The organism is Bacillus sp. XT-2 (assembly GCF_025696525.1).
Classification (GTDB): domain Bacteria; phylum Bacillota; class Bacilli; order Bacillales; family Bacillaceae; genus Bacillus; species Bacillus halotolerans.
On the sequence record NZ_JAHVOC010000002.1, the window covers coordinates 500705 to 515395 of the forward strand.

Here is a 14691-nt window from a genome sequence, read left to right on the forward strand (position 1 = left end):
AAAGGGTGCTGCCAATAGGCACACCCTTTTTGCTGCTTACCTTCCAACTGTTCCAAAATTAATGATTTTGAACGAAATATCGTATGTGAACTCTGCCTCAGTGAACGTTTCATCCCAATGCCCTTTTACTTTATCCCAGTAATCCGGGTATTGAATCCGAACGTAGTCAGATAAAAAGATAGGGTCTGCTTTATACGTATGCTGCAGCTGATCCATAATCTGCTTGATATCGTGTTTCAGCTTTTTCTCAAAAATGTTTTCCAGCTTGCGCAAATAGCTCTCGCTAAAAGAGTTTTCTCTTGGACTCTGATCTTCTGTCAGAATGCCTGTTGTTTTGACTGAAATATGAAAGACAGGCTTTCCATTCTGAATGGCAGGTTTGATTTTTGATTTGGACTTCTTAATCTCAAATGTAATCGGATGTCCTTTTTCTTCCGCCGGCATGACGCCGCCTTGGATTGTCCCCATTACCCATGTCAGCGCTTGTGTTTCATCCGCTGAAAGAAATCCGACGAGTTTATTGCTGCCGCTTTTAATAATGCCAGCCCCGTCATACTTTGCTTTTCCCTTTTGGTTTTTCACGGCTTGGATGAGAAAACTGTAGCCGTTTTGGCAATAGATAGAAGCTCTTCCGATCCGAAGCGGCATCATAATTTTTCCGTTATATCCGCTGTTATTTGTCAGATCAATCAGCTTTTCGGAAGGCATCGGCAGCTGCTGCTTTGGACTTCCTTCCGTGAAAATTTCTCCAGCTTCCCCTCTGGCTGCCATCAAATAGCTGCTTCGCCTCAGCTCATCATCCCGGATAAAATGGTTGAACACTTGATCCATATTTTGATTTTTCATTAGCTTTTCTCCCAAAAGAATCACTTTTAAATGGTCGCTATAGATAGGAGGGTCCTTGATGGATACATCACTGACCGCTTCGAGAATGGTTTTCCCGCGGGAGGTCACATTGACAAATTCCGGTTTTCCTGATGCTTGGCTGTCTTCACTTTGGGGAAGAAGGTTTTGATAGGTTAATTTATACTGATGGTCATCAGTTTCATCGATAGCAAGTCCCCTGGCGAAAGACAGTTTTTCAATATTTTTGACATCCCAGCATCCGCAGAGCAGCTGCAGCATCAGAAACATTGCTGCAAGCTTTATTATTGTTTTCATTGCAGCTGACCCCTCCCCAGCTTCTTCTGTACCCAGCTCAAAAACCAGATGAGAAATGGTATGATAATGACACCTAAAAATGCATATCCGAGAAGTGAACCGTAATAAAACACGGCATTAAGATCGTCAGGAAGCATTGTGAAGAAAAATGTAACAGCCAGCAGTGCAGCAAGCAGCCACGGATTGTTTTTATTTTTTAGGTGAAAGACATCTGTTAATCCGATATGCGCGCCTTTAAAAGAGCCGAGCATACATGCAAATTGCTGAGCTGTCCAAGTCAACTGTAAAAACAGGTCAAATCGTTCAATAAAAATCCCTGGGATTTCTAATGCGTGGATGAGTGAAATGGTCGGCCACGTCACTGTTTTAGCTTCAGCCACACTCATACAGCCAATGACAATAAACAAAGTAATGCTGTAGAAAACAGTTGAGGTTGCAATGCCCAAAGCGACAGCTTTTTTAACCTTCTTCGGATCTTTCATAAAGGGAATGAGATAAAAAATGACTTCAAATCCTGAAAAATATAAAAGGGTTTTAGGAAATAAAGAGAAAAAACTTTGGTAACCGCCTTCAAAAACGGGTCGGATAAAATCTAACTGAAACAAACGAAAGCTAAACATCAGAAGCATCAGAAAAATAATAATAGTGATAGGAAAGATATACGCATATACCTTCGCAATGGGGTAAACACCTCCGGCCACATGATAGATGGCAACCGCCAGAAAAATAATGACGACAACCGCCATCGGCGTGTTTTTTAATAGAAAGAATGCGACAACCTCTCCTAAGACCCGGGCTTGAAAGCATACGATACCGATAAAATAAAGGGTAATAAATAAATTCAAAATGAAACCGATAAATTTTCCGGCTGCAATGCTGTTGAGCTCAAAAATTGTTTTCCCGCTGTTTCGTTGAAGAAAAGGCAAAAATAGCAGAGCATAAATAATAAAAATAACGCCCTGAAGCAGGATCATAATCCATCCGCTCGGACTTTCGGTTTCAGCGGCTGAGCGGGGAAGGGTTAAGACACCGGCACCGATCATTGTACTGCTTACCATAATAAGCGTCTGCATAAATGTAAGCTTGTCCTCTGATTGCATCATAGCCATCACCTTTGTCTGTTTTTATCTTTTGTGTCTTTACGGGTAGGTCTCCTTTTTAAAAATAGGGTAGGGATGCGAATCACAGTGTCCTTTAAATCTTGTCCGGGCTGTGCCATTATGGGAATAATGTAATCTTGGCCAAAGCTTTTCAGTCGCATCAAGTGGCCGATCACAAACAGAAAGACCATGATGACGCCATACATGCCGAGCATCGCGGCACTTATCATACCCGCAATGCGAATAATCCGCAGCGGAAAGTTATAGGCGTATGAAGGAACAGTAAAGGATGCCAATGCGGTAATTGATACAACTATGACCATCAGTGCGCTGACGATTTGCGCTTGTACGGCTGCCTGTCCAATGACAACGCCTCCAATAAGCCCAATCGTCTGCCCGATCGGTTTTGGCAATCTTAAACCGGCTTCCCTGATCAGTTCTATCGTAAATATCATAATAAAGGCTTCGACAAAAGGCGGAAAGGGCACATTCAGCCTGCTGCCCGCAATCGAAATGGCCATTCTCGTCGGCAAAAGACCGGTGTGGAAGGAAACGAGAGAAATATATAAGCCGGGTAAATAAATGGTAATCAGGATGCTTGAATAACGAAGCAAACGAATAAGAGACATTGTAATCCAGCGCTGGCTGTAATCATCCGGTGAATGAATAAATTCATCCACCGTTGCCGGTACAATCAATGCAAATGGTGTACCATCTACTAATATGGAGACCCGTCCTTCTAACAATGAGCTTTCTACACGATCAGGCCGTTCAGTGCTTAAAATCGTGGGAAAGATTGAAAAGGGTTCATCTTCAATGAGCTGTTCAAGTGTGCCTGATTCGGGCAAATCATCTGTCGTGATGGATTTCAGCCGTTTAAACACTTCTTTTATGACATAATCAGGTGCAATATCCTGAATATAAGCGACAGCTATCTTTTTTTTCGTCCTTTTGCCTATTGTCATTTCTTTTATTACGAGATTAGGGTCACTCGTCCGCTCTCGCAAAAGTGCCGTGTTTGTCCGCAGTTTTTCAATAAAGCCAATCTTCGGCCCGCGTTCCACGATTTCTGAGGAAGGCTCTTCAAGGTTGCGCGTCATTAACGTTTTCGTATCAAATGCCAGCCCCGCGCTGTAACCATCGGCCAGCAAAATGGTATGTCCGGAAAAAATGAGCTGCTGTATTTCTTTTATTGTAGAAACAACGCTGTGATGATAGCCGAAAAAGAAAGCGGATAAATCTTCAATCAAGCCTTCTTTTTGAGCTAACGATTCTTTTTGTAAAGGAGAAATGACGTATTGCGCCAGAAGCTTATTTTCTGTCAAACCGTCAATATACAGCAGGCAAGCCTTCTGTCTGCTGTCTCCGAAAGAAAACGTATAAAACATGATATCGTCGTTTTGCCCCAATTTTTTTTTCAATGTTTCTACATTGTGCTGGAGATCAGAGTCGATTTGCATAGTTTCTCTCCTTTATAAAAACATATTGACGGTTTTTATTAATTTGTATCAAAAAAGGAGAATTATTCTTCATAAGGAAAAGGCTGAAACAAACCTTCTTGTGAAAGTGATATAATAAAAAGGAAGCGTTTTCTCAAAAGGGGTCATTGATACATAATGCTTTGTACATATGTTGTCATTGAAAAGCAGACAGACATAGGGGCGTTTGTAAGGGGCACGCATCGGGAAAATAATGATCAGCCATTTAAAGGGGAGGGGTACGGATCATGACGCAATCACCGATTTTTTTCAAGCCAGTGTTTAAAGAAAGAATCTGGGGCGGCACCGCTTTACGCGATGTCTTCGGGTATGACATTCCATCAGAAACAACAGGGGAATGCTGGGCCATTTCCGCTCATCCAAAAGGACCGAGCACTGTTGCGAATGGCCCGTATAAAGGAAAGACATTGACCGAGCTTTGGGATGAGCACCGGGAATTGTTCGGAGGCGTGGAGGGAGACCGGTTCCCGTTACTGACGAAGCTGCTGGACGTAAAAGAAGATATGTCGATTAAAGTCCATCCCGATGATTATTACGCTGGAGAGAACGAACAGGGAGAACTCGGCAAGACGGAGTGCTGGTATATTATTGACTGCAAAGAAAACGCAGAAATCATTTACGGACATACGGCGCGTTCAAAAACTGAGCTTGTCACAATGATTAACAGCGGTGACTGGGAAGGCTTGCTGCGAAGAATCAAGATTAAGCCGGGTGATTTCTATTATGTGCCGAGCGGTACGATACATGCTTTATGCAAAGGGACGCTTGTGTTAGAGACCCAGCAAAATTCAGATGCCACATATCGGGTCTACGACTATGACCGTCTCGAAACAAGCGGCAAGCCAAGGGAGCTTCATTTTGCAAAAGCCATTAACGCGGCGACCGTTCCCCATGTGGACGGATATATAGATGAATCAACCGAATCAAGAAAAGGAATAACAATTAAAACGTTTGTCCAAGGGGAATACTTTTCCGTCTATAAATGGGACATTAATGGAGAGGCTGAGCTTTCGCAGGATGAGAGCTTCTTGATATGCAGTGTAATAGAAGGAAGCGGTTCGCTTACGTATGGAAACGAAACATGCCCGCTTAAAAAGGGCGATCACTTTATTTTGCCTTACAATATGTCCGACTTCACAATTAAAGGCACATGCACACTGATTGTGTCACACATGTAAACTTAATCTCACTTAGAGATTAAGTTTTTTATTTTTTCAAAAATGGAATGGATTGACCTATAAATAGAGCATACGCGTGCCGATAAATAAACTAGTTTTATATACTCATTGAATAAGAAAGAGGAGAAGGAATGAAAAAGAGATTAATCGCACCGATGCTTCTGTCCGCCGCGTCCCTTGCCTTTTTTACCATAACCGGCTCTGCACAGGCTGCAGCGTATACGGACTACTCGATTTATAAGGTGGAGCCGGCAAAAACATTCAGTACAGAAAGCCAAGCCTCTCAGGCCGCCGCCAAATTGGAAAAAGACACAGGCTGGGATGCCTCCTATCAGGCTTCAGGAACAACAGCAACCTACCAAATTACCGCTACAGGCATACATAGCGAAGCACAAGCTAAAACCGTGCTGAGCGGACTGACAAAACAGACAGCCATTACAGGCACATCCAGTCCAGTCGGCAGCAAACAGCCGTATATGACCATCACGTCCGGCGCAATACCAAGTGAAAAACAGGCCAACACCCTGCTGGCCAAGCTTAAGCAGGAAACAGGGGTATCCGGCGCTGTGAAGATGTCCGGCACAGCCCAGTTTTACATGAACGTGGTTACCTCGGAAATAGCAGATGAGATGAAGGTAAAGGAGCTTATCCAAGGCCTGACAAAGAAAACGGGGATAAAAAGCACGTACCAGCCCGTTACTCATGAAGTGTCTGTAACAAGCATTCAATCAGGTGCTATTATCGGAGACAGCAAGGCTGCCCAAGTCAAAAACACATTCCAAAAAGAATCAGGACTGAAGGCATCATTAAAAGAAACAGCGAAAGGCCAAGCCTATTACACGTTTACAACAGCCTCTATATCAGGTGAAGCAAACGCCAAGACTTTGTTACAGCAGCTGAAACAAAGCACCGGAATTACGGGAAGCTACAAGTCAATCAATCAAAAAACTACAGCAGACGTATACAATGTCCAATCGGCTTATTTCAAAGGGCTGAATACAGTGAAGGATGCCATCAGCCAAATCAAGAAAAACACTGGGGTGTCCGGATATTATCAAAAGGTCGGCAAAAGCACATCATATACGGTAAACATGAAGAATTTGACAAAACAGCAGCTTCAAAAGGTCGACGCATTTTTCAAAAAGAAAAAATGGCATTACACGTCATCTGCCGTGAAAAAAACGGCAACATCATCTGCCTATCAAATTACGACTGCACAGATTTTAGGTGAGCAGCAGGCCAACAAAGCTGCAAATTTCTTCACACAGAAGAAAGTAAAGGCAACGAAAAAAGCGACTGGAAAAAAAGCCGAAAACCAATATCAGCTCATTTCTGAAGAAACAACAGACCAAGCAAAAGTTACAAAAGGTTTGAACGTTTTAAAGAAGTATAAGCTAAGTGCTGCAGCAAAAACAGTAAAAAAACAAACTGCCAACACGTTTAAAATTACAACTGAATCTCTGCTGGATGCGGCAAAAGTCAATGAAGCCATCACGTTCTTTAAATCAAATCAGATTTCAGCCGCAAGCAAAAAAACGGGTCAGACAGCAGGAAGTAAATATCAAATCATCACTGAGGCGATCATCAGCCAAGAGGACATCGATCGTGTACTTGCTTTCTTCAAAAAAAATAACGCCTCTGGCACAGCCGCGAAAACAGGCGCGACAGCATATACACAATACAAAATCCTGACATCTCAGCTCAGCAGCAAAACAGCATTGAACAATGGACTGAACTATTTTAAAGCTCAGCAGTTAAGCGCGAACTACACGACCAAAAGCAACACGCTTTATAAAATTAGCCTTAACGAGCAATTCACAGGCAATAGCGCAGCTTCAGCGGCATCAGCGAAGCTGAAAAAATTATATGGATGGACATCATCCATTGTAAAAATAAAAAACGGTCCGCAAATCATGAAAACGAATTATAATCTCTCGCTTCGTGATATGGTTCAAAAACAAATGAAAGTCAGCCCGCAAACCGACGGTGCAGCTTACGTATCCCTCGAGTATATCAATACAGCAACCTCTACGGTTACAGCTGATGTACTCAACATCCGGTCAACGCCGGCAGTCAGTCCGACGAACGTCATCGGCCAATTAAAAAAAGGCGATAAAGTGAAAATCATCGGCCAGACAAACGGCTGGGCCAAAATCAATATGGGGTGGAGAAACGCTAGCAGTGATGAAGTAGGACAATACGTTGACCCAAACAACTTTTCCATGGACAGCAAATACTACTTCCAATTTCTTAAGCTGTCACAGACAGCCGGCCTCAGCGTTGCCGAGGTCAATCAGAAAGTGCTTGCGGGCAAAGGCATTCTGACAGGAAAAGCAAAGGCATTTATCGATGCTGCAACTAAGTACAGCATCAACGAGCTATATTTAATCTCACACGCTCTCCTTGAAACAGGAAACGGAACATCCGATTTGGCCAATGGTTTAACCTATAACGGAAGAACCGTTTATAACATGTACGGAATCGGCGCATACGATAGCAACCCGAACTACTACGGCGCCAAATACGCATACGAGCAAGGCTGGTTCACACCAGAAGCCGCCATTATCGGCGGCGCCAAGTTCATAGGCTCATCCTACATTCATAACACAGCCTACAATCAAGACACGCTATACAAGATGAGATGGTCAGCTACAGCTGCACACCAATATGCAACAGATATCGGCTGGGCGTACAAACAAGTAAACCGCATGTACAGCCTGTATTCATTACTGGATGGATACACACTGTATTATGATGTTCCGGAGTATCAATAAATAAAAAAACACCTTTTGCCGCAGCAAAAGGTGTTTTTTTATTATCTTTTAAGAACTTTATCCTCTAACGGTTCCTCTTCCTGAGGGAAAACAATTTGATCAATCACACGTTCACTTGCTTTCCCATCCAGATCATCAAAGAAATAATGTACAAATGAATCAATTTGATCGAAGTTATATTTCTCTTCTTTAATAATAGAAATCATTTGATCAGACGTTTTCGCAAGCGGGCCTGGGATAAAGTCAAAGTAATCGTAATAGAAATCACGTTTCCGAATATAATCATCAACATCATAGCTGAAGAAGATCATCGGTTTATTTAATAAAGCATACTCAAAGCATACTGAAGAATAATCCGTAATCAGAACATCCGTCACAAGCAATAGCTCATTGATTTCTCTGAAAGAAGAGAAATCATAAAAGAAATCGCTGTACTGATAAGGGATATTGGCGTCGTTCCGAACGAACGGATGTATTTTAAATAAGAAGATATATTCATCCTTTAATTCATGATACAGACGGTCAAAATCAAGTACCTCAAAAGGATAATGGGCTGATTGCTGTCCATTTCCGCGGAAAGTAGGCGCAAAGAGGATAACCTTCTTATCTTTAAGGAATGGATATTCCGTATAAAGACGTTCCTTCACAAATGCTTTTTTCGCTTCATCAAAGAAGAAGTCTGTTCGCGGAACACCGGTAGCAATCACATTCTCAATGTCCACGCCAAAGCCCTCTGCATAGTGCTTCCGTATATTTTCAGAGCTGACAATAACCTTCGTGTAGTTTCTGTGGTTTTTCGAATGCGGTGACGGTCCTCCCGGCAGTCCGATTCGGCTGTAGCCGAATGTCTTAAAGGCGCCGACAGCATGCCACAGCTGGACAAGATCAGCATTTTTACGGATTTTTAACGGATAAATAATCGGATAAAAATCATCTATAAAAATGATCTTGCTAGTCGCAAAATGATAAGCCATTGACATTAGTTCAGACAGGCTTTTTCTGTCACGTATGCTGCTCTTTAAGAAAAATTTAAAATCAAAGTTTTCTTCCCGCTTCAGCAGTTCCTCGTAAACAAATTCAAAGTTGCCTGTCAAATCAAGACGGCTGTCGGAAGCAAAGACGATCTTGTTCGACTTAATTGGAAGCAGGCGGAACACATCATAAGCAAAATGGAACAAGCTCGTATTCAGCTTGCGCAAAAAGCGGTTTGCTTCTTTTCCGGTATCAAGCTCCAAAAGGCTCGGATCAATTTCCTGCAGTTTGTTGCAAGACAAATTAATCGTCTTTTCGCTCTCATCATAGTTCACGATCAAATTAAACTTCATGAGCTTTTTAGCTGAATGAAATTCCATCTTTGTCGCATATACATCATTAGAGAGGAAACTGCTAACATTTCCGACCGTATGCACTTCCTGGTGTTTGATATTTTGGTCATCGACTGCCTCGATTTCGAGAAAGAGCTTATACTCGCCTTGTGGCAGAGGCTTGTCATTCATCAATTTAGAAAAGTTAATCTGTTGTGAAAATCCTGCCCATTTATAGGCTTCAGGCACATTTGAAGTATTGATCGATAACTGCTCTACAGGACAATCGCGCAACGAAACAGCTGTGAATAAAACACCGTTGTTCACCAATAATAAACGTTTGCGGACCTGATCCTCTTTTTGCAGAGGCAGACCCTTAATATACATATAACCCGCAATCTTAAGGATCGACCCATTCCAAGAAAACTCAGAAATTTTTCTGACAGGCACTTGCTGATTTTCTTCGACACGCTTCGTTTTATCAAAAAGAGAAAAGACTCTGTTATCTGTTGGATGAACGACCAGAGCTGTATTTTCTTTTTTCACTTTCTTTCTTGATCTGAAAAGTCTGTTCTTAATCTTTCTGGCAAGCTTCACTTTGTACCTCACTTTCTCCTAATCGGCACCAGATGTTAAAAATGATGAAATAAAATCGGCTACCCGCTCTGAAGATTTGCCGTCTTGATGGGTAATAAACTTCTGTGAAAAAGCTTCAATCCGCTTCGTATCAGCTTCATGCACATTCTCGATGTCTCGAACAAGCGATGTAGTGTCCCTAGAAATCGGCCCAGGCACAAATGATTCAAATGGATAGTAGAAATCACGTTCTTCTAAATAGTCTTCTAAATCCGGGCAGTAAAAATACATCGGACGCTTCAGCAGGCTGTATTCGAAAATGACTGAAGAATAATCGGTTATCAGTCCATCAGAGATTGCCATCAAATCATACAAAGAGTACGAATCGGATAAATCCAGCACAAAATCATCCTCTTCCGTACGCGCGTGCTGGCGCATATACGGATGAAGATGGAGCATGACGACATAATCTTTATGGTTTAGCGCTGATTTTAATTGTAGCAGATCAAGCGGGGTAGCGTAACCCTCTTGATGATGTCCGCTGCCTCGAAAGGTAGGAGCATACAAAAGCTTTTTCTTATGCTTAAGTTCAGGATAAGCCCGATCAAACTGATCTTGAACAGTGCGAATATGTTCCTGATCATAAAAATAATCCGTTCTCGGTATACCAAGCGGCAAAATCTGCTCTTGCTCCATTTGAAAAGCTTCAGCAAAATGCGGAACGGCAGCGGGTGCGCTGACAATCGCATAGTCATAGTTAGAATGCACAGGAACGATCTTCAGGTAATCGGAAGAAGGTCCAAACGGCTTGTTCACAATGCTGTAGCCAAATTTTTTAAACGCACCGCAAGCATGCCAAAGCTGGATGGCTACTGTTTCCTTTCGTTTGGGAACAACGTACAAAGGAAAATAATAATCATCCAACAACAGCACACGGCATGTGGCAAGATGATATAAAGAGCTGAAAAGATGAAGCAAATACGAAGCTCGTCCGATCAACCCCTTATCCATCTTGCGAAATAGCAGGGTAATACGAAGAGACGGATCTTGCTCCAGCTTTTCATAGACTGCTTTGAAATTATCACTTAAATGATCCTCACGATAGGAAGCGATGACAACTTTGTTATGCTGTACTGGTAATAAAGCGCTCAATAGTTTATAAGCAGTGCCGAATACTCCTTTTATAATTCGTGTAAGGAATGTTTTCACTGTTTAAATGTCCCATTCAATAACAGTTTTTCCCCAAGATGAAGTCAAATCTGCTTCAAATGCGTGTGTAATTTCCTCAATACTGCGTACCGGGAAGCGTCCGCCGACTAATGTTTCTAAATAATCAACGACTTCTGGGTATTGAGCTAAAAAGTCTACAGTACGGGCAAAATCCTCGCGTCCGCTGCGGCTGCTGCCGATCAGCGTAATCCCTTTTTCAAGCACCATTCTTGTTTCAATTTCAACTGGGTATTCCGATACGCCTAAGAGCGCTACACATGCTTCAGGATGAACATGGGCGATGATCTGTTCAATCGCGCTTTCACTGCCGCGTCCGCCTACACATTCAAAGGCATGATCGATTCTCACATCCTCAGGAATGTCGTTGATTTGATAAGCTGCATCAACAAAAGAGAAATGATCAAGTTTATAAGGCGTTTTTCCGAAAATAAACACTTTGCTGTCCGGGTATTTCTTCTTCAAAAGAAGCGTCATGATAAATCCGAGGTTTCCGTCTCCCCAGACACCAAATGTGTCACGCTTCTTATGCGCCATCCGTTCAAATCGGGAAAGCGCATGGACTGCAATGGTGATTAGCTCGGTAAAAGCTGCTACATGCGGATTAATGCTGTCCGGAAGTTCAACGAGCCGATCCGCGGCCATAAACATGTAATCCTGCATGAAACCGTCATAACCGCTGGAACGGAATCTGCTGGACCGCAGATAATTTTCCGCAATCACTTCATGCTCTTCAACCGGTGTATTCGGCACCATGACAACCCGTGTTCCGACTTTAAAAGTGCCGGTCGGATCAAACATCACTTTTCCGATTCCTTCATGGATCAGGGCCATCGGCAGTTTTTTATCCATGGCTTCTTTGCCGCGGGAACCAGTGTAATAACGCTGGTCGGCAGCACAGATGGATAAATGGGTAGGCCGGACGACGACCTTATCTGAATGGACAACTTTATCTTTATACGTCACTTCAAATTGTCGGGCAGAAACTAAACGATACGTTTGATTAATCATTGTGAAATTCGCTCCTGTAAAATGGCATTTGCCACTTTTAAGTCATATGGTGTCGTTACTTTAATATTAAAGACTTCACCGCGAACCAGCTTCACTTTTTCACCAGCTAGTGAACAGATTTTACAAGCGTCAGTCAGTACGGCTTTTTGATCATCTGAGAGCTGATTATAAAGTTCGACCAATTTGCTGATGCGGAAGCTTTGCGGTGTTTGTCCCTGATACATATTATCGCGTACAGGAATATCAGAGATAAACTCTTGGTCTTCTGAAGCGATAATTGTGTCAATGGCTGATATGACTGTGTCGACAGCGCCATATTGAAGAACAGCATCAATGTTTTCCTCGATAATACGATGAGTCAAAAATGGGCGCACAGAATCATGGGTAATAATCACATCATCATCCTGAATGCCAAATTCTTTTTCGATGTAACGGATACCGCTCATAATTGATTCATTGCGGTCGCTTCCGCCTTCCACCACGACAAGGCGATCATCGTTTCCAATGAATTTCTTTAAAATATCTTTTGTATGGTTAATCCACTCTTTAGGTGAAACGATTAAAATCTTATCGAAACGGTCATTTAATAAAAATTTTTCAACCGTATGAATAATAATAGGACGTTTATTTAACGGCAAAAACTGTTTTGGCATATTGACATTTCCCATGCGGGAACCTTTTCCACCGGCTAGAATCTCAGCATAAATCATAAAATGACTCCTTCCTTACCACAACTCATAATGTTTTATAAAGGGTTTTCATATTATTTGCAATACCGATCTTTATTATATATAAAGATCAGCATGATTTCTCGTTTATATAGCGTAAAAGCTGCTTGCTGGCATTTCCTTTAGAGTACAGATTCCATTCATGGGAAAAACGCTCCACTTCAGATTGAAGCTTGTTTATATCTTGCATCTGTTCTAGGAGCATTTCTGAATCAATGCAAGGCACCCCAGGTATCATCTCTGTATAATTTCTAATCAAACCGCGTGTTTTGTCGTAAGCAACCATATCATACGCATAAAACAGAATGGGTTTGTCCAACAGAGCAAATTCAAAAGGAACTGAAGAGTAATCCGATATTAACAGATCGCTCATTTTTAAAAGGTCTGCAAGAGGGAGATCTGATACATCTTTTATCCACTCATTATTGACAGGTAAATCTGCAGATTGTTTCATAACAGGATGCAATTTTACCGCAAGCAAAAATTCTCCTTTTAAATCATATGCCAGCTGTTTTTCTGAAAATGGCAGCGAAAAGCTTTCAAACTGATGATCCCTGAAAGTCGGGGCATACAGAATGATTTTTTTTCCTGCCGGCAGATGGTGTTTGCATTTTAGTTCATGACCGTTTTTGCCGGCCTCATAGTAAGCATCAGTTAATGGCACGCCAAATCGAAGAAATTTATCCTCTGTGATATCGAAAAATTCCTTGAATATGTCGGCCATGTGTTCAGAACCGACGACAATCCGGTCAAATGAAGCATATACCTTACGAAAGCGTCTCACGTCAGACCGGGAACGATTCTGAGTATTGATATCCTTTAACCCAAAGCGCTTAAACGCCCCGTTCGCATGCCAGACTTGTATGCACTCAATATCCGGCCGGCTGGCCAAAACAGTTGTTAGAACAAAATAGTTATCAACAACCACGGCTTTACTGCTCAGCATAGAAAAGACCGCTTTACATATATGAAGCGGGTGTTTTTCATTAATAACTGAGACGGAGAGTGCCGGGAATTCATCCGCCAGTGATTTGGCGTGCTGGGTAAGCAGCACATTAATGTTAAAGGAATATTGTCCCTCCTGATATTCCTTTAACAGAGCACGGGCATTATCAGGAAAAGAGACAAGCAGGGTCAGTTGATTCCCCGGTTTTACCCAAAAGAGTAAAGCGCCAATGACTCTTATGAACAAAGAATAAAAAAACGCAAACAAAGATTGAGGGTTCACCCTGTCATCAGCTCTAATGGGCTGTCAAAGATTATCCGCTGATACAGCGAATGATTTATATATTTCATTTAAACCATAGCTCCTTTAAAGACCGTTTACAAATGGCGTGATTGATCTTTAACCTGCCCTGTATATTGCGGCTTGGCTGAAGCTCGTTCATGCTTCAGCACGGCTGTAACATATTTAGGAATGCTCAGCATTCTTCTCCAGCGCGAAGGGTTGGTGATCAGCCTGTACATCCATTCAAGGTGAAAACGGATAAAAAACGACGGCGCTCTTTTTACATTGCCGCTAAACACATCAAAACTGCCGCCGAGCCCTACAGCTACAGCTTGAGGGAATAAATGCCTGTATTTATGGATAAAGAACTCTTGAACAGGGTAACCTAACGCGACAAACACCATATCCGGCTTTGCAGCAGCAATCTTATCTGCCACTTTACTTTGATCCTTGACATAGCCGTCAGAGTATCCGGCAATTTCAACTCCAGGATAATCACGGCGGACTCGTTCGATTGTTTGCTCAATAACATGTTTTGCTGCACCGTAAAAGAAAACACGCTTTTTCTTTTGGTGAGCCTTATCCAACAGGGACGTAAACAAATCATAGCCGGCTATTCTGGATTGAAGAGGTCTTCCGATTAACTTGGAGACCATAACAACACCAATACCATCCGGCAAAATAAAATCAGCAGATGAAAGAACTGTTTCATATCGCGGATTTTGCATCGCTTCAAACCCGATCTCTGGATTTGCCGTAACAATAAACGCTCCTTTGGCCTGATCCAAATATGAAGTTTCCAAATGGGATACAAATGAAGACAATTCACCGTCTACAAAATCTAATTGATTAATGGGTTTCGTTTGCATTATGTCAACCCTCCTTTTCATCTATATGTCTATAAA

General features: G+C 42.2%; 11 protein-coding genes. 2 read left to right on the forward strand and 9 right to left on the reverse strand.

Annotated features, from left to right (window positions below; translation table 11 throughout):
- Positions 1-36 precede the first annotated feature (36 nt).
- The 3 genes from KXD37_RS08680 to KXD37_RS08690 are packed head-to-tail and all read right to left on the reverse strand — an operon-like array spanning position 37 to position 3721.
- Positions 37-1161, reverse strand: coding sequence for a Ger(x)C family spore germination protein (locus KXD37_RS08680; protein ID WP_106019661.1), 1125 nt, complete (start codon positions 1159-1161; stop codon positions 37-39).
- Complete coding sequence (locus KXD37_RS08685) at positions 1158-2264, reverse strand: spore germination protein (protein ID WP_106019660.1); 1107 nt, start codon at positions 2262-2264, stop codon at positions 1158-1160. The genes KXD37_RS08680 and KXD37_RS08685 overlap by 4 nt, the downstream gene beginning before the upstream one ends.
- 5 nt (positions 2265-2269) lie before the next feature.
- Positions 2270-3721, reverse strand: a complete 1452-nt coding sequence (locus KXD37_RS08690) for a spore germination protein (RefSeq protein ID WP_127696418.1) — start codon at positions 3719-3721, stop codon at positions 2270-2272.
- Positions 3722-3987: 266 nt separating this feature from the next.
- On the opposite strand from KXD37_RS08690, the gene manA reads away from it, so the two are divergent.
- Positions 3988-4938 (forward strand): mannose-6-phosphate isomerase, class I, encoded by a 951-nt coding sequence (manA, locus tag KXD37_RS08695; protein WP_127696419.1) that lies wholly within the window; start codon positions 3988-3990, stop codon positions 4936-4938.
- Between the two features lie 131 nt (positions 4939-5069).
- Complete coding sequence (locus KXD37_RS08700) at positions 5070-7712, forward strand: glucosaminidase domain-containing protein (RefSeq protein ID WP_263463486.1); 2643 nt, start codon at positions 5070-5072, stop codon at positions 7710-7712.
- A gap of 41 nt (positions 7713-7753) precedes the next feature.
- On the opposite strand, the gene KXD37_RS08705 is transcribed toward KXD37_RS08700, so the two are convergent.
- The 6 genes from KXD37_RS08705 to KXD37_RS08730 all read right to left on the reverse strand — a co-directional run bounded on the left by KXD37_RS08705 (position 7754) and on the right by KXD37_RS08730 (position 14655).
- On the reverse strand, positions 7754-9613 hold the full coding sequence (locus tag KXD37_RS08705) for a CDP-glycerol glycerophosphotransferase family protein (RefSeq protein ID WP_106019657.1): 1860 nt from the start codon (positions 9611-9613) through the stop codon (positions 7754-7756).
- 18 nt (positions 9614-9631) lie between these two features.
- On the reverse strand, positions 9632-10801 hold the full coding sequence (locus tag KXD37_RS08710; RefSeq protein WP_106019656.1) for a CDP-glycerol glycerophosphotransferase family protein: 1170 nt from the start codon (positions 10799-10801) through the stop codon (positions 9632-9634).
- A 3-nt stretch (positions 10802-10804) separates the two neighbouring features.
- The gene (locus KXD37_RS08715) at positions 10805-11830 is read right to left on the reverse strand and encodes a ribitol-5-phosphate dehydrogenase (protein WP_059353651.1); all 1026 of its coding nucleotides are present in this window, start codon (positions 11828-11830) and stop codon (positions 10805-10807) included.
- Complete coding sequence (locus KXD37_RS08720) at positions 11827-12540, reverse strand: 2-C-methyl-D-erythritol 4-phosphate cytidylyltransferase (RefSeq protein ID WP_059353650.1); 714 nt, start codon at positions 12538-12540, stop codon at positions 11827-11829. Before KXD37_RS08720 ends, KXD37_RS08715 begins: the two co-directional genes overlap by 4 nt.
- Positions 12541-12628: 88 nt before the next feature.
- Positions 12629-13786 (reverse strand): CDP-glycerol glycerophosphotransferase family protein, encoded by a 1158-nt coding sequence (locus tag KXD37_RS08725; RefSeq protein WP_106019655.1) that lies wholly within the window; start codon positions 13784-13786, stop codon positions 12629-12631.
- Positions 13787-13881: 95 nt separating this feature from the next.
- Positions 13882-14655 (reverse strand): WecB/TagA/CpsF family glycosyltransferase, encoded by a 774-nt coding sequence (locus KXD37_RS08730; protein WP_105954037.1) that lies wholly within the window; start codon positions 14653-14655, stop codon positions 13882-13884.
- Positions 14656-14691: the final 36 nt, after the last annotated feature.

What these genes read in the sequence shown, in the direction of transcription:
- KXD37_RS08700 (WP_263463486.1), top strand. Translation starts at nt 5,070, where the DNA reads ATGAAAAAGAGATTAATCGCACCGATGCTTCTGTCCGCCGCGTCCCTT.
- KXD37_RS08715 (WP_059353651.1), bottom strand. Translation starts at nt 11,830, where the DNA reads ATGATTAATCAAACGTATCGTTTAGTTTCTGCCCGACAATTTGAAGTG.
- KXD37_RS08730 (WP_105954037.1), bottom strand. Translation starts at nt 14,655, where the DNA reads ATGCAAACGAAACCCATTAATCAATTAGATTTTGTAGACGGTGAATTG.
- KXD37_RS08690 (WP_127696418.1), bottom strand. Translation starts at nt 3,721, where the DNA reads ATGCAAATCGACTCTGATCTCCAGCACAATGTAGAAACATTGAAAAAA.
- KXD37_RS08720 (WP_059353650.1), bottom strand. Translation starts at nt 12,540, where the DNA reads ATGATTTATGCTGAGATTCTAGCCGGTGGAAAAGGTTCCCGCATGGGA.
- KXD37_RS08685 (WP_106019660.1), bottom strand. Translation starts at nt 2,264, where the DNA reads ATGATGCAATCAGAGGACAAGCTTACATTTATGCAGACGCTTATTATG.
- KXD37_RS08680 (WP_106019661.1), bottom strand. Translation starts at nt 1,161, where the DNA reads ATGAAAACAATAATAAAGCTTGCAGCAATGTTTCTGATGCTGCAGCTG.
- manA (WP_127696419.1), top strand. Translation starts at nt 3,988, where the DNA reads ATGACGCAATCACCGATTTTTTTCAAGCCAGTGTTTAAAGAAAGAATC.